Origin of the sequence: Cobetia sp. SIMBA_158 (assembly GCF_046566945.1) — a bacterium.
Lineage (GTDB): Bacteria > Pseudomonadota > Gammaproteobacteria > Pseudomonadales > Halomonadaceae > Cobetia > Cobetia amphilecti.
Map to the genome: position 1 here is coordinate 325922 of NZ_JAWJYL010000001.1, position 18303 is coordinate 344224.

At 64.2% G+C, this 18303-nt stretch carries 13 protein-coding genes; 12 read left to right on the forward strand and 1 reads right to left on the reverse strand.

All coding sequences use genetic code 11. The features are described 5' to 3' along the window. The first annotated feature begins 162 nt into the window (after positions 1-162). The 8 genes from R2R70_RS01425 (at position 163) to acpS (ending at position 8896) form a co-directional block, all read left to right on the forward strand. Positions 163-1578 carry a DegQ family serine endoprotease gene (locus R2R70_RS01425; protein WP_043331870.1) on the forward strand — a complete coding sequence of 472 codons (1416 nt, stop codon included), beginning with the start codon at positions 163-165 and terminating at the stop codon, positions 1576-1578. Between the two features lie 322 nt (positions 1579-1900). Continuing rightward, complete coding sequence (gene lepA / locus R2R70_RS01430; RefSeq protein WP_043331869.1) at positions 1901-3721, forward strand: translation elongation factor 4; 1821 nt, start codon at positions 1901-1903, stop codon at positions 3719-3721. 55 nt (positions 3722-3776) lie between these two features. Then, positions 3777-4580 carry a signal peptidase I gene (lepB, locus tag R2R70_RS01435; protein ID WP_054554987.1) on the forward strand — a complete coding sequence of 268 codons (804 nt, stop codon included), beginning with the start codon at positions 3777-3779 and terminating at the stop codon, positions 4578-4580. 340 nt (positions 4581-4920) lie between these two features. Beyond that, positions 4921-5613, forward strand: coding sequence for a ribonuclease III (rnc, locus tag R2R70_RS01440; protein WP_043331866.1), 693 nt, complete (start codon positions 4921-4923; stop codon positions 5611-5613). 92 nt (positions 5614-5705) lie between these two features. Beyond that, positions 5706-6650, forward strand: a complete 945-nt coding sequence (gene era / locus R2R70_RS01445) for a GTPase Era (protein WP_052384345.1) — start codon at positions 5706-5708, stop codon at positions 6648-6650. 203 nt (positions 6651-6853) lie between these two features. After that, the gene (recO, locus tag R2R70_RS01450) at positions 6854-7570 is read left to right on the forward strand and encodes a DNA repair protein RecO (protein ID WP_200019205.1); all 717 of its coding nucleotides are present in this window, start codon (positions 6854-6856) and stop codon (positions 7568-7570) included. 121 nt (positions 7571-7691) lie between these two features. Further along, positions 7692-8522, forward strand: coding sequence for a pyridoxine 5'-phosphate synthase (gene pdxJ, locus R2R70_RS01455; protein ID WP_054554985.1), 831 nt, complete (start codon positions 7692-7694; stop codon positions 8520-8522). After that, entirely contained in the window at positions 8519-8896 is a 378-nt protein-coding gene (gene acpS / locus R2R70_RS01460; RefSeq protein WP_043331863.1) for a holo-ACP synthase, read from the forward strand. Before pdxJ ends, acpS begins: the two co-directional genes overlap by 4 nt. Positions 8897-9021: 125 nt before the next feature. Here acpS and R2R70_RS01465 read toward each other — a convergent pair whose 3' ends face one another. Then, positions 9022-12255 (reverse strand): response regulator, encoded by a 3234-nt coding sequence (locus tag R2R70_RS01465; RefSeq protein WP_410977020.1) that lies wholly within the window; start codon positions 12253-12255, stop codon positions 9022-9024. Between the two features lie 221 nt (positions 12256-12476). On the opposite strand from R2R70_RS01465, the gene cysM reads away from it, so the two are divergent. Genes cysM through mazG form a run of 4 tightly spaced genes read left to right on the forward strand, consistent with a single transcriptional unit; the run spans position 12477 to position 18158 of the window. Then, positions 12477-13463, forward strand: coding sequence for a cysteine synthase CysM (gene cysM / locus R2R70_RS01470; protein ID WP_410977021.1), 987 nt, complete (start codon positions 12477-12479; stop codon positions 13461-13463). After that, on the forward strand, positions 13463-14866 hold the full coding sequence (locus tag R2R70_RS01475; protein WP_410977022.1) for an RsmD family RNA methyltransferase: 1404 nt from the start codon (positions 13463-13465) through the stop codon (positions 14864-14866). Before cysM ends, R2R70_RS01475 begins: the two co-directional genes overlap by 1 nt. Before the next feature lie 56 nt (positions 14867-14922). Further along, positions 14923-17187 (forward strand): GTP diphosphokinase, encoded by a 2265-nt coding sequence (relA, locus tag R2R70_RS01480; protein WP_043331860.1) that lies wholly within the window; start codon positions 14923-14925, stop codon positions 17185-17187. Further along, on the forward strand, positions 17184-18158 hold the full coding sequence (mazG, locus tag R2R70_RS01485) for a nucleoside triphosphate pyrophosphohydrolase (RefSeq protein ID WP_410977023.1): 975 nt from the start codon (positions 17184-17186) through the stop codon (positions 18156-18158). The genes relA and mazG overlap by 4 nt, the downstream gene beginning before the upstream one ends. Positions 18159-18303 lie beyond the last annotated feature (145 nt).

Genomic DNA, 18303 nt, shown 5'->3' on the forward strand with positions numbered 1-18303 from the left:
GACGCATGGTTGCGTCCAGCGCGGCACCAATCGCTGAACTTCAACGACGCTTCGACGTCAATGAGAAGGACGCCGCCAGCGATGTGACGCTGCCATCGTCAGTAGTTGCGTGATTGCACGCCTGATAACAAGTGATGACAGGACGTACCAGGAGCCGCACTGATGAAATCCCTTTCCCGCCTGATGGTACCTGCCTTGGCCATGGCTGCCCTGATGGGCTCCCAGCTGGTTCAGGCTCGTGAATTGCCCGACTTCACCCAGCTGGTCAAGGACTCGGCGCCCGCGGTGGTCAATATCGCGACCACCACCGAGATCCAGCGCAGCTCGGGGCCGGTGTTCCGAGGGCCCAATGGCGAAGAGATGCCCGAATTCTTCAAGCGCTTCTTCGGTGATCAGCTGCCTGGTCCGGGCCGCGGGGGCGTCGAGAAGCGCTCCAGTCTCGGGTCTGGCTTCATCATCTCCGATGATGGCTACATCATGACCAATGCCCACGTCATCGACGGTGCCGATGAGGTGATGGTGCGCCTCAACGACCGTCGCGAACTCAAGGCGCAGGTGGTCGGTGAGGACAAGAAGACCGATATCGCGCTGCTCAAGGTCAAGGCGGAAGACCTGCCGACCTTGCCGATGGGCGACAGTGATGCGCTGGAAGTGGGCGAATGGGTGGCCGCGATCGGCTCACCGTTCGGCTTCGATCATTCCGTCACCGCCGGTATCGTCAGCGCCATCGATCGCACCCTGCCGTCGGACGCCTATGTGCCGTTCATCCAGACGGATGTGGCGATCAATCCGGGCAACTCCGGTGGGCCGCTGTTCGATCTCGATGGCGATGTGGTGGGCATCAACTCCCAGATCTATACCCGCTCCGGCGGCTTCATGGGCGTGAGCTTCGCGATCCCGATCAATGTGGCGATGGATGTCGCCGACAAGCTCAAGACCGATGGGCGCGTGGATCGCGGCTGGCTGGGCGTCGTCATTCAACCGGTGTCCAAGGACCTGGCCGAATCCTTCGGGCTGGACCGTGCGCGCGGTGCGCTGATCGCCGATCTTGATCCGGACGGCCCTGCCGCCGCCGCTGGCCTCAAGAGCGGTGACATCATCACCGCCGTCGATGGCAAGGCGGTCGAGAGCTCGGCTTACCTGCCGCGCATGGTCGGCGCCAGCTCGCCGGGGGATTCGCTCAAGCTCTCCATCCTGCGCGATGGCAAGAGCCAGACGTTGACCGCCAAGGTCGGCCATTGGCCGGGCAGTGAGCAGGCGCATGCCGCCAAGGCCAGTGACGACAAGCAGGGGCTGGGCGTTGCGGTGGCAGAGCTCGACAAGGCCAGCTTGAACGAGCTCAACCTCGATCACGGGGTGCGCGTGATGGAAGTCGACCCGCAGGGCGTGGCTGCCGAGGCAGGCATCAGCGCTGGCGATGTGCTGGTCGAACTCAATCAGCAGCCGTTGACCAGCGTGCAGGCGCTGCGCGATGTGGTCGCCAAGCTGCCGACCAACCGTCCGGTCTCGCTGCGCCTGGTGCGCAATGGTCGCCCGCTGTACATCGCACTGCGCATGCGTGCCGACAGCGACAAGTGATCCCGCCAGCGCCTGACGCAAGCGTCAAGAACTTGGGCGACGAGCGCGCCGGCAACAGAAGGTGACCGCCACCGGCACGAAGGCGGTCACTCCGGCAGCAGACGGGGCGCACGGGCGACTGTGCGCCCCGTCTGCTGCCGGGCGGCCCCGCGGCTCACCCGAGATCAGGCGGGTTGTGACAGGGCCCGGAGGGGCGCAAAAGGCAACGCCTTCTATCATCGCTTGTGGTCGGGCTGTACAATGCGTGCAATTCGATTTCCGTCGTCTCCCGTGTTGGCCGTGTGATTTCACGGAGACGGGCACAAATACAGAGCAGTGATCCATGACCGAACGCGTAACGCCGCCGTCCTTGAAGCATATCCGCAACTTCTCAATCATCGCCCACATTGACCACGGCAAGTCCACGCTGGCTGACCGCATCATCCAGCTGTGCGAAGGCTTGAGCGACCGTGAGCTCAAGGAGCAGGTGCTTGACTCGATGGACATCGAGCGTGAGCGCGGCATCACCATCAAGGCGCAGTCGGTGACCCTCGACTACCACGCTGACGATGGCAATACCTATCAGCTGAACTTCATCGATACGCCGGGCCACGTCGACTTCTCGTATGAAGTCTCGCGCTCGCTGTATGCCTGTGAAGGGGCGCTGCTGGTGGTCGATGCCGGCCAGGGTGTCGAAGCCCAGTCGGTGGCCAACTGCTACACCGCCATCGAGCAGGGCCTCGAGGTGCTGCCGGTCCTCAACAAGATGGATCTGCCGCAGGCGGACCCGGAAAAGGTCTCCCAGGAGATCGAGGAGATCATCGGTCTGGACGCGACGGATGCCTGTCAGGTGTCGGCCAAGTCCGGCATGGGCATGGAAGCGCTGCTCGAGCGTCTGGTGCGTGACATTCCGCCGCCCAAGGGCGATCCGGAGGCACCGCTGCAGGCGCTGATCATCGATTCCTGGTTCGACAACTACCTCGGCGTCGTCTCGCTGGTGCGTATCTTCGACGGTACCCTGAAGAAGGGCGAGAAGATCCGCCTGAAGTCCACCGGCCGTGACTGGGAAACCGGCGCGATCGGTATCTTCACGCCCAAGCGCAAGGAAACCGGCGTGCTGCGCGCCGGTGAGGTCGGCTTCATCGTCGCCGGGATCAAGGACATCATGGGCGCGCCGGTGGGTGACACCATCGTGCACACCAAGACCGCCGACAAGGTCGAGCGTCTGCCGGGCTTCCAGAAGGTCAAGCCGCAGGTCTATGCCGGCATGTTCCCGATCAGCTCCGATGACTACGAGGACTTCCGTGACGCGCTGCAGAAGCTGGCGCTCAACGATGCCTCACTGGACTACGAGCCGGAGAACTCCGACGCGCTGGGCTTCGGTTTCCGTGTCGGCTTCCTCGGCACCTTGCACATGGAGATCATCCAGGAGCGTCTGGAGCGCGAGTACAATCTCGATCTGCTGACCACCGCGCCGACGGTGATCTATGAGGTGCTGATGGACAACGGCGATGTGCTGCCGGTGTCCAACCCGTCCAAGCTTCCGGACATGGCCAACGTCGATGAGCTGCGCGAGCCGATCTGCCGCGCTACCATCCTCGTGCCGCAGGAATATGTCGGCAACGTCATCACCGAGTGCGTCAATCGTCGTGGCGTTCAGCTCGACATGCAGTTCCTGGGTAGCCAGATCCAGTTGATCTATGAACTGCCGATGGCGGAAGTGGTGATGGACTTCTTCGATCGCCTCAAATCCATCTCCAAGGGCTATGCGTCACTGGATTACAGCTTCGAGCGCTTCGAGGCGGCCAAGCTGGTGCGTCTGGATGTGCTGATCAACGGCGACCGCGTCGATGCACTGGCGGCGATCATCCACCGTGATCACGCACATGGCCGCGGCCGTCTGCTGGTCGAGAAGATGAAAGAGCTGATTCCGCGTCAGATGTTCGATGTGGCGATCCAGGCTGCCGTCGGTGGCCAGGTCGTGGCACGCTCCACCGTCAAGGCGCTGCGCAAGAACGTGACCGCCAAATGTTACGGCGGCGACGTCAGCCGCAAGAAGAAGCTGCTCGAGAAGCAGAAAGCGGGCAAGAAGCGCATGAAGCAGGTCGGCCGGGTGGAAATTCCCCAGGACGCCTTCCTTGCCGTGCTCAAGATGAACGACTGAGGCAGGCCGCCGTCTGGCGGCTTGCCACCAAGACCCAGGGCAGACAGGGACAACGATGGATTTCTCGCTAGTATTGGTGATTGCCGTAGCGGTAGCCGGCGTGGTGTGGTTGATAGACCTGGTTGCCCTGCGCAGTGCGCGCAAGGCGCGTGTGGCCAAGGCCGAGGCCTCCGTCGAAGGAGAACTGGACGCTGGCACGCGTGAGAAGCTGGCGCGCGACCCGTGGCCGGTGGACTATGCCAAGTCCTTCTTCCCGGTACTGCTGCTGGTACTGGTGGTGCGCTCCTTCGCGTTCGAGCCGTTCCAGATTCCGTCCGGCTCGATGTTGCCGACGCTCAAGATCGGCGACTTCATCCTGGTCAACAAGTATGACTATGGCCTGCGCCTGCCGGTGGTCGACACCAAGGTGCTGGAAGTCGGCGAGCCGGAGCGTGGCGATGTGATGGTGTTCCGTTTCCCGGAAGATCCGTCCACCAACTTCATCAAGCGCGTCGTCGGCCTGCCGGGCGATACCATTCGCTACGAAGGCAAGCAGCTCTACGTGAATGGTGAGGCCATCGACAAGACATTGAATGCGCGCAACTCCAGTGAACAGTCCGGTGAAGACCTGCTGGATGAGACACTGGGGAAACACGCCCATCAAATCTACAATAACCCTCAGGACCCCGGCCCGCAGATGCGCGAGATCCGGGTGCCGGAAGGCATGTACTTCGTGATGGGTGACAACCGTGATCACTCCAACGACAGCCGCTACTGGGGCTTCGTGCCGGAAGAGAACATCGTCGGCAAGGCGGTGGCGGTTTGGATGCACTGGAAAGAAGGGTTCCCGGACTTTTCCTCGGTACGCCTGATTCATTGATCAGTGCATTGACCGGGCCGCCGAGAGGCGGCCCGGTCGTGTCTGGCAGGGCCACATTGGCCCGCCGGCCTTATCAGTGCGGATTTTCGACATGGGACGATGCGTCGTGCCTGCCATGTCAACCTGCTGTTCATCATGTCGGACCCGTGGCCACAAGCTTGCGGGCAGCGCGGCTGACGAATATCGGATTGGGATGGTGGCAATCGGCAACTCCTCAAGCCGCGTAGGCTTCGGGCATCGCGAGACATGTCGAAGACGACAGGCATCAGCCAGCATGACTGATGCACCATTCGACAGGACGCCCGCGGGCGTCAGCGACAAAAAGAGAGTAGGGAGACCTGTGAGTAGCCCGCTGAATGCCTTTGTAAAGCGTATCGGCCACACCTTCGAGGATGCGAGCCTGCTGGAACTGGCTCTGACCCATCGAAGCTATGGTGGCCAGAACAATGAGCGTCTCGAATTCCTTGGCGATTCCATCGTCAACTTCGTGATCGCCGAAGCGCTGTTCCTGCGCTTCCCCCAGGCCCGTGAAGGCCAGCTGTCACGCCTGCGTGCGCGCCTGGTCAAGGGTCAGACCCTCGCGGAGCTGGCACGTGAATTCAATCTCGGCGAGAACCTGCGTCTGGGCTCCGGCGAGATGAAAAGCGGCGGTCACCGTCGCGAGTCCATTCTGGCCGATGCCGTGGAAGCCGTGATCGGCGCCATCTATCTGGACGCCGGCATGCAGGTGGCACGTGAACACGTGCTGCGCTGGTACGCCACCCGTCTTGAAGCGCTGAATCTTCAGGACACCCAGAAAGACCCCAAGACGCGTCTGCAGGAATTCCTGCAATCGCGTCAGGCGGCACTGCCGCGTTATGAGGTGACCAGCGTCGAAGGCGAAGCGCATTCGCAGACCTTCAGCGTCGATTGCCACGTCGAGATGATCGACACCAAGACCACAGGCGTCGGCTCCAGCCGTCGTCATGCTGAACAGCAGGCGGCCGAGTTCGCGCTGCAACTGCTCGAACCTGCCCGCGGAGGCCGCTCATGAGCCATACCCCAGAAGACAACGTCACCCCGAGCGGCGACGCCCCTGATCACTCCACTGATAACGGCGCCGGCACCCCGGATGCCCTCGAGGGCATGCTGGCCGCCGCCGGTGTCAGCGATCAGCCGCTGCCGGATACCCGCTGTGGCTTCGTCGCCATCGTCGGTCGCCCGAATGTCGGCAAGTCGACGCTGATGAACCACATCCTGGGCCAGAAGGTCTCGATCACCTCGCGTCGTCCGCAGACCACGCGTCACCAGGTGATGGGTATCCACACCGAAGAGGGCACCCAGTGCGTCTTCGTCGATACCCCGGGGATCCACATCATGCAGCGCGATCGCAACAAGGCGATCAACCGCTTCATGAACCAGGCCGCCACCCAGGCGCTGCGTGACGTCGATGCCGTCGTCTTCATCGTCGACCGCACCCGCTGGATGGAAGAAGACCAGATCGTGCTCGAGAAGCTGGCCCACGTGAAGGCGCCGGTGATTCTGGTGGTCAACAAGATCGATTGGCTCAAGGACAAGACCACCCTCGCGCCCTGGCTGCAGAGCCTGCAGGAACGTCGTGACTTCGCGGCCATCATTCCGATGTCGGCCAAGAACGGCACCAACATCGATCTGCTGCTCGAGAACGTGATGAAGCGTCTGCCGCAGGGCGAGCACATGTTCGCGGACGACCAGATCACCAACAAGAGTTCTCGCTTCCTGGCCTCCGAGCTGGTGCGCGAGAAGGTGATGCGTCAGCTGGGTGACGAACTGCCCTACCAGATGACCGTCGAGATCGAGGAATTCAAGACCGATCAGCGCGGCACCCTGCACATCAGCGCGCTGATGATGGTCGAGCGTCAGGGTCAGAAGAAGATCCTGATCGGCGAGAACGGTGAGCGCATCAAGAACATCGGCCGTGAAGCGCGTCTCGAGATGGAGCGCGCCTTCGACGCCAAGGTCATGCTGAACCTGTGGGTCAAGGTCAAGCGTGGCTGGTCGGATGACGAGCGTGCCCTGAAGAGTCTGGGTTACACCCACGACAAGGACTGACGACGTCGCGCGAGCGGTGCAGGGCGGTGGCGATCCGAGAGGGTCGCGCCTGCCGTGTGCCGCCCGTCGCCGATCCGATGTTCTCGCGGCCTCTGCCGCGCACCGCCTGGCCCTGTCCAGGCGGTCTCGTTTCTTGCCAGCCCCTCTGCCAGTCCTTCTGCCAGCTTTTTTTGCCAAGCCACCGTCTGACGTGAGCCTGCCTGATGACGCCGCAACCGGCCTTCCTGCTGCATCGCAAGCCCTACCGTGAAACCAGTGCCATCATCGAATTGCTGACCCTCGAACACGGACGGGTGCGCGCGGTGGCGCGTGGCGTTCAGCGCCCGGGCAGCAAGGCGCGTGCACGACTGCAGCCGTTCACACCCCTGCATGTCACCTGGCGTGGCGAGAGCGATCTCAAGACTCTCAACCTGATGGAGACCGGCGGCAGCGCCAGTCTGCTGGCGGGCGAGGGGCTGCTGTGCGGGTTCTACGCCAATGAGCTTTTGACCCGCACGCTGCCGGTGGAAATGCCGGTGCCGGAGCTGTTCGCGCTCTACTCGCTGACATTGGATGAGGTGGCACTGCCTGCCAGACGCGCGCCCGCGCTCAGGCGACTCGAATACAGCCTGCTGGAAGCGCTGGAACAACTGCCGCAGTTTCGCGCTCTGGATGACAGCCCGCTGATGCCGGATGTGCGCTATGACTATGTGGTCAGTGAGCGACGCTTTCAGGCGCAGCCGCCAGGCGCGGCAGGCATCGAAGGGCGCGCCCTGAAGTTGCTGGCCAGTGAAGACTGGGGCCATGCAGGGCTTGCCCGCGAGAGTCTGTGGCTGGCGCGGCGTGCGCTGGCGCCGCTGCTGGGGGACCGTCCGCTGCGTTCGCGCGAGTTGATGATGCAGCTGACGGCCAGGCGGCGTCAGAGTCGCCAGTCCGACTGACGCCGTCAGGCGTGGCGACACTGTCCGGCTGCGGCGTGACGCATGATAGTATTGCGCGACCTGTCTTCGGCATGGCCCTCGTCGCCATGCCTGTTCTCTTGTTCATCGTTAGGAGCTGATCATGCATCCGCTGCGCATCCTGCTCGGGGTCAACATCGACCACATCGCCACACTGCGTCAGGCGCGTGGTACCCGCTATCCGGACCCGGTCCAGGCCGCGCTGGTCGCGGAAGAGGCGGGTGCCGACGGTATCACCGTGCACCTGCGTGAAGACCGTCGCCACATTCAGGAGCGCGACGTGCGCATTCTGGCCGAGGTGCTCAACACGCGCATGAACCTCGAGATGGCCGTCAGCGAAGAGATGCTGGCGCTGGCCGAGGAAGTCCAGCCGGCCAACGTGTGTCTGGTGCCGGAAAAGCGCGAAGAGCTGACCACCGAAGGCGGACTGGATGTCGCCGGTGATCTGGCGCGCATCACTGCCGCCTGCGAGCGTCTGGCGGCGGCGGGCTGTGAAGTCTCGCTGTTCATCGACCCGGAGCCGGAGCAGATTCGTGCCGCCTTCGAGGCCGGTGCGCCGGTCATCGAGCTGCATACCGGTGCCTATGCCGATGCCACGGGCGAGACGGCGCGTGTCGAGTTCGAGCGCATCGCGGCCGCCGCGGAGCTGGCCAACGAGCTGGGGCTGGTGGTCAATGCCGGTCACGGCCTCAACTATCACAACGTCGAGGCGATCGCGGGTATCTCCGGGCTCAACGAGCTGAACATCGGTCACGCGATCATCGCGCGCGCCATGTTCGTCGGCCTGAAGGAGGCCGTCATCGAGATGAAGCGTCTGTGTATCGCAGGCCAGGAAGCGGGCCTGATGGCCGCGCTGGATGCGCACGATCATGACCATGACCACGAACACGGTGATGACCATGAGCATGTGCAGGGCTCAGGCTGCTGCGGATGATCGTCGGCATAGGCACGGACATCGCGCGTATCGAGCGCTTCGAGGCAGGCATGGCGCGCCACGGCGAGCGCTTTGCGCGCCGACTGCTGGGGGAAGAGGAGCTGGCGCGCTTTGCCGATCATCCTCAGCCGGCGGCCTTTCTGGCCAAGCGTTTCGCGGCCAAGGAAGCCTTCGTCAAGGCGCTGGGCACCGGCCTGCGTCAGGGCATGCGCTTCACCCAGATTCAGGTGGTCAACGATGCCCTGGGCAAGCCCTCGCTCAAGCTGTCTGACGAGGCGGAAGCCCTGACCGCGCGGGCGGGTATCCGCCATCTGCACCTGTCGATCAGTGATGAGCGTGATCAGGCCATCGCCTTCGTGGTGCTGGAGCGTTAGCCCTATTCGGTCTGGCGCTGAATCGCGTCTCTGAACACGGCGCTCGAAACGACAACGCCACCCCTGCCTAGCGGCAGCGGGTGGCGTTGTCGTTTGTGCGGGGCTGGTCTTTCAGGACTGGTTTTTCAGGGCTGGTCTTTGGACTGGGGCTCGCTTGTCTGTGGATTGCTTACCGATGATGAGTCTGTGTCGGACGGCCCAGCGGGTGCGTCCGAGGGCGCGGAGGAGGACGAGGGGGAGGTCTCGACAGGGGGCGCTGTCGGCGTCTCAGCCGTCTCACCCGCGGGCCTGGCCGGTTCAAGCGGCGCGGCGAGCAAGGCCTTGGCCTCGTCGCTGTGCGACCACTGGATCAGGCTGTCGATGGCCGCGAACAGGGCATCGACATCCTCTTCCAGCTGCGACAGGCCGCTGACGCGGATGCGGGTTTCCAGTGCCTCCACCAGCAGCGCCAGACGTGGCACGCCACAGTAGCGGCAGGCGCCGTTGAGATAATGCACGCCATCGAGCATCGCCTCGTTGTCACGCGCCTGCCAGGCGCGACGGATCCTGGCCTCGCTCTCCGGCAGACTCTCGATCAACAGCCCCAGCATCTCCAGAGCCAGCGCCTCGCGGCCACCGGCCATCTCCACGCCCAGCGCCATGTCGACCACCGGCAGGTCGGCGTCCTGCTCCAGGCTGAGCTGACTCTTCGCGGCAGAGCGGGGCAGTGGCGTTGCCGGCGACGAGGACTCGGCCTGGCTGGCAGCGTCTTTCACTCCCGGTGGCAAGGCAGACGTCGCCTGACTGCGAGCAGGGCTACGCGCTTGGTTGCGTTCTGGACTGCGCGATTGGCTGCGAGCAGGGCTGCGCGTTTGGCTAGATGACCGCGCGGCCTGCGGTGGCGGGTTCAGCGAAATGCCTAGATGACGGCTGAGCAGGTTGGCCAGCAGGCCCTCGTCGATGGGCTTGATCAGGTAATCATCCATGCCTTCCGCCAACAGCTCTCGCCGTTCATGCGCCAGTGCATGGGCGGTGAGGGCGATCACCGGCAGGTGGCGGTTGCCCTCGCGATGCTGATGACGCAGCGCCTTGGTAGCTTCCAGCCCGTTCATGCCCGGCATCTGGATATCCATCAGGACGGCATCCACGACCTGCTCCTGAGCCAAGGCCAGCGCCTCTTCGCCACTCTGGGCGGCCAGGGTGTCCAGCCCCATGTCGGTCAACAGCTCCTCGGCCAACAGGCGGTTGGAGGGGTTGTCGTCGACCACCATCACGCACTTGCGAGGCTGCGCAGGCGTTTCCTGACTCGCAGGCTGGGCGGTGAGCTCAGGCCGCGGGCCGGCCGGTGGCGTTTTGGCAGGCGTGGTGCTCGCGGCAGGGGTGCTGGCTGGCTTGGCGCTCGCATCAGGCGTGGCGGTCGGCTTGGCGGCTGGCGCCGTGCTTGCGTCCTGCTCGCGTGTGGCCGGCTCGAACGAGGTGAAGGAGGCGCTGCGCGGTGCCTGAGTCGGGTCGCGGTGAGGTGAATGCAGCAGATTGGCCAGCTTGTGACGCATCTGCAGGCGTGTGACCGGCTTGCTGACCACTTCGTCGATGCCGTACTGCTGCAGGTTCTCGGCATCAGCGGGCAGGGGCGCGTTCAGCAGGCCCAGCACGCGACACGGCAGATGCTTGAGGCGCGCGCCCCATTCATCCAGCCGCTTGAGGTCGCGGCTCTCCAGCGCGACCACCACCAGGTCCGGCTGCTCTTCGATACCGACCAGCGTCAGTGACCAGCGGGTCAGCAGGTAACTCAGGGCGCGACGGGTGGCCGAGTGCGGCTCGATCAGGCAGATGCGTTGATGATCGAACACGACTTCGCGCGGGCGCTCCTCGATGCTGCTTACCGCCACCGGCACGCTGAACAGGAAGGTGGAGCCGTGGCCGGGCAGGCTGTCGACCTGGATCTCGCCGCCCATCTGCTCGACCAGTCGCTTGGAGATCATCAGCCCCAGGCCGGTGCCGCCGAACTGGCGTGCCCGTGACGGGTCTCCCTGCGAGAAGGCCTGGAACAGGCGATTGCGCTGGGCGCTGTCCATGCCGATGCCGGTGTCTGCCACCGCGATCTTGAGGCGGGTGTTGCTGCCGGAGAGGTCATCCACCATCACGCGCACGATGACTTCACCGCGCTCGGTGAACTTGACGGCATTGGCGACCAGATTCGTCACCACCTGCTTGATGCGCAGCGGGTCGCCCTCGAAGCGCTGCGGCACGTCGTCATAGACAAGCCCGAGCAGATGCAGATGCTTGCGATGGGCCTCCGGGGCATGCATGGCGAGCACTTCCTCGATCAGCGGCTCGATGTCCATCTGCACCTTCTCGAGCTCGAGCTTGCCGGCTTCGATCTTGGAGAAGTCGAGAATGTCATTGATCAATGACATCAGGCTCGAGGAGGCATTCTGCATGTGGCCCAGCCAGTCGCGCTGGCGGTTGTCCAGATCGCTGCGCCCCAGCAGGTTGCTGAAGCCGATGATGCCGTTGAGCGGCGTGCGGATCTCATGGCTCATGTTGGCCAGGAATTCCGACTTGATGCGGTTGGCTTCCAGCGCCTTGCGGCGCGCCATGTCGAGCTCGATGTTCTTGATCTCGACGGTTTCCATCGATTCGTGCAGGTCCTGGGTGGTCTGTTCGATCTGGTCCTGCATGTCCTCGCGGGCGCGCTTGAGCTGCTCGACGCTGCGGTTGTAGTTATCGGCCAGCTCGCTGAGGTCGTCATTGCCTGCCACCGGCAGCTGGCGGTGTGTCTCGCCGCGCGCCAGACAAGTGAGGGCCTCGCCCAGCTCATGCAGCGGCTGCAGCATGCGGCGCGAGCCATGGAAGGCCAGCAGCAGCAGCGCCAGCCCGAAGACCAGATTGGCCAGCCCGTAGCCGACCAGCAGCTGGTAGCGATGCAGCACCAGGCGGGTGTCGGAGGCTTCCAGTACCAGCCACGACATCTGCTCGCCGCGCTGCGTCTCGCGCCACGGGTCGATGACCGGCATCACCATCACCAGCGAGTCCGGGTCCGAGGGGTAGGCCTGACTCTCGACCAGCGTGCTGGTTTCCGGGCGCTGGCTGGGGCCGAGATGCAACAGGGCGCCGCCGTTGGCGGTGCGCAGCGTCAGGGCGCGCACGTCGCGCTGGTCGATCAGCATCTGGGCCTGCTCGTGCAGGCGCTGGTCGTCAGCGGCGAGGGCGGCGTTGGCCATGCCCGGCATGATGGCCTGCATGCTGGCCTGCAGGCGCTCCATCATGGCCAGGCGCTCACCGCTGATCTCGCGGTCCACCGCATACAGGCTGAACATCAGGCTGGTGGCGAGGGGCAGCAGCAAGAGGGCAAGCTGGAATCGGGTACGAAGCAGCATGGCAATCCATCGTCAAAGGGCGAACGAGCATCAGCGGCAAGCATACCTCGCGCTCTTGAGCGAAGCGATGGCGAGCGCCCTGACAGGGCTGGGCGGGAGCGATATACTGCGCGCATCATCTACACCCCGACGCGGCCCCCCGTTCGTCCTTGGTCCCGATGCCAGCGCCTGACCGCTGTCATTCGGCTGTCCGGGCGCGGCGTCTCTGGAGTCTGCCTCTCATGTCTCATCTCAGCGAAACCCCCGGTGACGCCACCCCTGGCGCGTCCGATTATCCCAGTCTTGCAGATGTCGTCGGCAACACGCCGCTGGTGCGCCTGACGCGCATCACCGCGGGCCGCAACAATGTGCTGCTGGCCAAGCTGGAGGGTCACAACCCCGCCGGTTCGGTCAAGGATCGTCCGGCGCTTTCCATGTTCCAGGAGGCGGAAGCGCGCGGCGAGATCTCTCCCGGCGACACCCTGATCGAAGCGACTTCCGGCAATACCGGCATCGCGTTGGCCATGACGGCGGCCATCAAGGGCTACCGCATGGTGCTGGTGATGCCGGCCAGTGCCTCCAGCGAGCGCAAGCAGGCGATGGGCGCCTACGGGGCCACGCTGATCGAAGCCGATGGCATGGAGCACGCGCGGGACCTGGCCGAGGGGATGATCGCGCGTGGCGAGGGCAAGGCGCTGGATCAGTTCGCCAATCAGGACAATCCGCTGTCGCATTACCGCACCACCGGGCCGGAACTCTGGCAGCAGACCCACGGACGCATCACGCACTTCGTGTCCTCGATGGGCACCACCGGCACCATCATGGGCACCTCGCGCTATCTGAAGGAGCAGAATCCGGCCATCGAGATCGTCGGCCTGCAACCTGCCGAAGGCGCCAGCATCGCGGGTATCCGCCGCTGGCCTGCCGAGTATCTGCCGCGGATCTTCGATGCCTCACGCATCGACCGCACGCTGGATATCGGTCAGCACGAAGCCGAAGTCTGCATGCGCCGTCTGGCGCGCGAAGAAGGCATTCTGGCCGGTGTCTCCTCCGGCGGTGCGCTGGCGGGCGCGCTCAAGCTCGCCGAGCAGGTCGAGAATGCGGTCATCGTGTTCATCGTCTGTGACCGGGGAGACCGCTATCTCTCGACAGGCCTCTATACCCAGGACGACGACATGACTCAGCAGGACACGCCCCACAATGAAGCCGTCGCAGGGGAGTGTTCCTGATGGCGCTGCTCGGACAGAAGCGACCGGCACGCAAGCCGACCCGTCGCGAGAAGGAAGTGGCCAGTCGTGGCACCCGCAATGCCAGCGACGCCGACAGCCAGTGGCTGACGGTCGACCGCCTGGCCCATGATGGGCGCGGCATCGCCCATGACGAGAGCGGCAAGACCCAGTTCATCGATCAGGCCCTGCCCGGCGAGCGCGTGACGCTGGCCATCCACCGTACCCACAAGCGCTTCAATGAGGCGCATGTGCGTGCACGTGACAATGCGGCTGACAGTCGCGTGACGCCGCCCTGTGCCTATTTCGGCAGCTGTGGCGGCTGTGACCTGCAGCATATGGCGCTGGATGCCCAACGCACCCATAAGGTGCAGGTGCTGGGCGAACATGCGACACGCAATGGCGTGACGCTGCCCGAGATTCAGCCGCTGGGCGATGATGAAAGCCGTTATCGCCGCCGCGCACGCATCGGCGTACGCGTGACCGATGCCGGTGAATTGCAGTTCGGCTACCGGGGACGCGGCAGCAACCAGCTGGTCGATATCACCACCTGCAGCGTGCTGGTACCGGAGCTGGACCGCCTGCTCGCGCCGCTGCGTGAGCTGATCGAAAGCCTCGAGGCGCCCAAGCGTCTGGGCCATCTGGAGCTGACCGCTGCCGAAGGGCAGGTCATCGTGGTGGTACGCCAGCTCAAGGCGGTGCCGCGTGATGCGCAGCGCTGGCAGGCCTTCGCCGAGCAGCACGGCCTGGTGGTCGGCTGGCGGGTCGGACGTGATCCGGTGGAGCTGGAGTGGCTGTCGGGTACGCCGAACGCCGCGTATTCGCTGAATATCGGCGCAACGACGTTGCGTCTTGCCTTCTCGCCGGGCGACTTCGTGCAGGTCAATGCGGCACTCAATCAGCGTCTGATCGACACCGCCTTCGAATGGCTGGGCGACGTCAGTGGCCTCAAGGTGATGGACCTCTACGCCGGTGTCGGCAACCTGACCCTGGCGGCTGCCGCGGCCGGCGCCAGTGAGGTGACGGGCATCGAGGGCAGTCAGGGCATGGTCGATCAGCTGATGGTCAATGCCGAAGCCAACGGACTGGCGCAGGTGAGTGCACGTCGAGCGGACCTGAGCAAGGCCCTGCCGTCACTTGAGGGTATCGACCTTCTGGTACTAGACCCACCGCGTGATGGCGCTCAGCCTCTCTGCGAGGAGCTGGCACGTGATCTGCATGCTGGGAGGGTCAGCCGAGTGCCGCAGCGTGTGCTGTACATCGCCTGTGACCCGACCACGTTGATGCGTGATGCACGGCTGTTGCAGAACGCCGGTTATCGCGTCACGCGTGCCCTGATGGCGGACATGTTCGTTCACACGGCACATCTGGAATCGATGTTGCTGCTGGAGCGGGCGGAAGACTGAGGCGGTGCCCTCGGGCACTGTCATCAAGATGGCAAGATATTCAAGGACATAGGGTCATGGTCAAGGTGCGCGAAGATCAGCCGCTGACCGATAGCGGTGGTGTGGACATCCCGGTGTGGGTCGCGCGACTGCGCGAGGAAGTCCCGTCGGTGAATGCCGAGGTCATGGTGCAGGCCTGTGAAGTGGCGCTCAAGGTGGCGCGCGAGGCGGACGCCCGCGGTGACAAGCCGTGGCGCGAGCCGCTGCGCAGTTTCCGTTTCAGTCTCGAGATGGCCGACATCCTGTCGGAACTCAAGCTCGACCAACCGGCGCTGGTCGCGGCCGTGCTCTATCGCGCGGTACGTGAAGGGCATCTGGGGCTTGAGGCCATCGAGAAGCATTTCGGCAAGGAAGTGGCCCGCCTGATCGATGGCGTGCTCAACATGGCCGCCATCAGTCAGCTGCAGGCGCCGAGTCATGGCATGGCGCAGCATGACCAGCAGGACAACCTGCGCAAGATGCTGGTGTCGATGATCGATGACGTGCGCATCGCGCTGATCAAGATCGCCGAACGTACCGTCGCCCTGCGTCACGTCAAGGATGCCCCGCGCGAGAAGCGCATGCGCGTGGCCAGCGAAGTCTTCGATATCTACGGGCCGCTGGCGCACCGCCTGGGCATCGGTCAGCTCAAGTGGGAGCTGGAGGACCTGTCCTTCCGCTACCGCGAGGAGGATGAATACAAGACCATCGCCAAGCAGCTGTCCGAGAAGCGTCTGGAGCGTGAGCACTATATCGCCGACCTGCTGGTCGAGATGCGCACTCTGATGAGCGAGCAGGGCATCAAGCACTTCGATGTCGCGGGCCGCGCCAAGCACATCTACTCCATCTGGCGGAAGATGAAGATCAAGCGCATCGCCTTCTCCCAGGTGTATGACGTACGCGCGGTACGGATTCTGGTCGGCACCGTCAGCGATTGCTACACGGCGCTGGGGATCGTCCACTCGCGCTGGCACCACGTGCCGCATGAGTTTGACGACTACATCGCCAACCCCAAGAAGAATGGCTACCAGTCACTGCACACTGCGGTGGTGGGGCCGAGCAACAAGGTCATCGAGATCCAGATCCGTACCTTCGACATGCACGAGGAGGCGGAGCTGGGCGTGTGTGCCCACTGGCGTTACAAGGGCCACGATGTCGGTCACAAGAGTCGCAGCTACGAGGACAAGATCGCCTGGTTGCGTCAGGTGCTCGAATGGCAGGACGAAGTCGGCGAGAACGGCGGCCAGGAGGCGATCCGTCAGGGGCTGAGCTCCGATGTCGCGCCGGACCGCATCTACGTCTTCACGCCGGAGGGGCATGTCATCGACCTGCCCAAGATCGCCACGCCGATCGACTTCGCCTACCGCGTGCACACCGAGGTCGGCCATCGCTGCCGGGGTGCCAAGGTCGACGGGCGTATCGTGCCGCTGACTTACAAGCTCAAGACCGGCCAGCAGGTCGAGATCCTGACCGCCACCAAGGGTGGCCCGAGCCGCGACTGGCTCAACCCGAATCTGGGCTATGTACGCACCTCGCGGGCCCGCGCCAAGATCCAGACCTGGTTCAAGCTGCAGGCACGCGACCAGAACGTCGATGAGGGCAAGGCGCTGCTCGAGAAGGAATTCTCGCGGCTGGCGCTGGAGAATCTCGACCGCGACAAGCTGGCCAACGCCGTCAATTACCCGACGCGTGATGACATGTACGCCGCTATCGGTGCGGGCGATCTGCGCGTCGGCCAGGTACTGCATCAGGCCCAGCAGCTGTTCGGCGACACCGATGATCAGGAGCAGCTCGAGCGTCTGCTGCGCCAGCGCAAGCCGCAGGGCAAGGAAAAGCCTGACGCCGTCATGGTGCTGGGGGTCGGCAATCTGAAGACCACCATGGCCAACTGCTGTCACCCGGTGCCGGGCGATCAGATCGCCGGTTTCATCACCCAGGGGCGCGGCGTGACCGTGCACCGTCAGGACTGCCCGAACCTGATCCAGCTGCGCTCGGACGAGCCGCGTCGCATCGTCGATGTCGACTGGGGTCAGCGTTCGCGCAATCAGTATCCGGTCGATATCGAGATCCAGGCCTGGGACCGCTCCGGTCTGCTGCGTGATGTCACCAACGTGCTGAGCGGCGACAAGGTCAATGTGCTGTCGGTGAATACGCGCACCGATCAGCTCGACAACATCGCCACGCTCAAGATCACGCTGGAAGTCGAGAATCTCGACGTGCTGGGGCGCGTGTTCGCCCGCATCCAGCAGCTGCCCAACATCATCGACGTCAAGCGCCTGCGGGTCGGGGGCGACAAGGCATGAGGCTGGAGTCTGGTGAAAGTCGGGAACCTGGCGAAGAGACGGCCACGCCAGTCGATACGCGCTACACCCTCGATGACCTGCTGACCCTGATGGCCGTGCTGCGTGACCCGCAGTACGGCTGCCCCTGGGACAGCCGCCAGGATTACGCGAGCCTGGTGCCGCACACCCTGGAGGAGGCCTATGAGGTCGCCGATGTCATCGAGCGCGCCGCGGCCGATGCCAGTGTGCTCGAGGAGCTGCCGGCGGAGCTGGGTGACTTGCTGTTTCAGGGTGTCTTCTACGCCCAGATCGCCAGTGAGCAGCAACGCTTCGATTTCCACGACGTGATCCATGTGCTGACCGAGAAGATGCTGCACCGCCATCCGCATGTCTTCCCGGATGGCACCCTCGCGTCGCGCCGTGAGGGCATCGCCACTCATGAGGTCGACGAAGGCTCGCTCAACGCCCAGTGGGAGTCGCTCAAGCAGCAGGAGTCCGCTGACGCGCCATCCAGCCCGACTGCCGGCGACAGCGTGCTGGATGGCGTGCCACTTGGCCTGCCGGCGCTGACGCGGGCGGCCAAGCTCTCGAAGAAGGCCGCGCGTTCGGGCTTTGACTGGACGGACACGAGTGGCGTGCTGGCCAAGATTCGTGAGGAGCTCGGCGAAGTCGAGGAAGCTCTGGCCGAGGGTGATACGGCCCATGCGCGCGAGGAGGTCGGTGACCTGCTGTTCGCGGTGGTCAATCTCGCGCGTACCCTCAAGGCGGACCCGGAGCAGATGCTGCGCGCCACCAATGCGCGCTTCGAATCACGCTTCCGCCATGTGGAAGCCGCGATCGCAGGGCAAGGGCGCACGCTGGATGAGGCCTCGCTTGCCGAGATGGATGCGCACTGGGACGAGGCCAATCGCCGGGAGCGTGCGGCTGAGCAGGCGCGACAGGGCGAGGGTGCGACGTCAGCAGCACGTCCGGTGACGCCGCTGGTTCGGTGAGGGAGCGTCGTCGCAGCGTATCTGGAAAAGGGCATTTGGAAAAATGTAGTAAGTTTACGCGATAGTCGGATTGTGGAGCCGAGGCCCGCGGTCGTATGCTGAGGGGAAGCGATCAGGACGCGAGTCTTGTCCTGCTTTCCGGTCT

Bases quoted from the DNA above. Each gene is read 5' to 3' on its own strand.
- era (WP_052384345.1), top strand. From the start codon at position 5,706: ATGCTGGCCGCCGCCGGTGTCAGCGATCAGCCGCTGCCGGATACCCGC.
- R2R70_RS01465 (WP_410977020.1), bottom strand. From the start codon at position 12,255: ATGCTGCTTCGTACCCGATTCCAGCTTGCCCTCTTGCTGCTGCCCCTC.
- pdxJ (WP_054554985.1), top strand. From the start codon at position 7,692: ATGCATCCGCTGCGCATCCTGCTCGGGGTCAACATCGACCACATCGCC.
- relA (WP_043331860.1), top strand. From the start codon at position 14,923: ATGGTCAAGGTGCGCGAAGATCAGCCGCTGACCGATAGCGGTGGTGTG.
- lepB (WP_054554987.1), top strand. From the start codon at position 3,777: ATGGATTTCTCGCTAGTATTGGTGATTGCCGTAGCGGTAGCCGGCGTG.
- cysM (WP_410977021.1), top strand. From the start codon at position 12,477: ATGTCTCATCTCAGCGAAACCCCCGGTGACGCCACCCCTGGCGCGTCC.
- R2R70_RS01475 (WP_410977022.1), top strand. From the start codon at position 13,463: ATGGCGCTGCTCGGACAGAAGCGACCGGCACGCAAGCCGACCCGTCGC.
- lepA (WP_043331869.1), top strand. From the start codon at position 1,901: ATGACCGAACGCGTAACGCCGCCGTCCTTGAAGCATATCCGCAACTTC.
- R2R70_RS01425 (WP_043331870.1), top strand. From the start codon at position 163: ATGAAATCCCTTTCCCGCCTGATGGTACCTGCCTTGGCCATGGCTGCC.
- mazG (WP_410977023.1), top strand. From the start codon at position 17,184: ATGAGGCTGGAGTCTGGTGAAAGTCGGGAACCTGGCGAAGAGACGGCC.
- recO (WP_200019205.1), top strand. From the start codon at position 6,854: ATGACGCCGCAACCGGCCTTCCTGCTGCATCGCAAGCCCTACCGTGAA.
- acpS (WP_043331863.1), top strand. From the start codon at position 8,519: ATGATCGTCGGCATAGGCACGGACATCGCGCGTATCGAGCGCTTCGAG.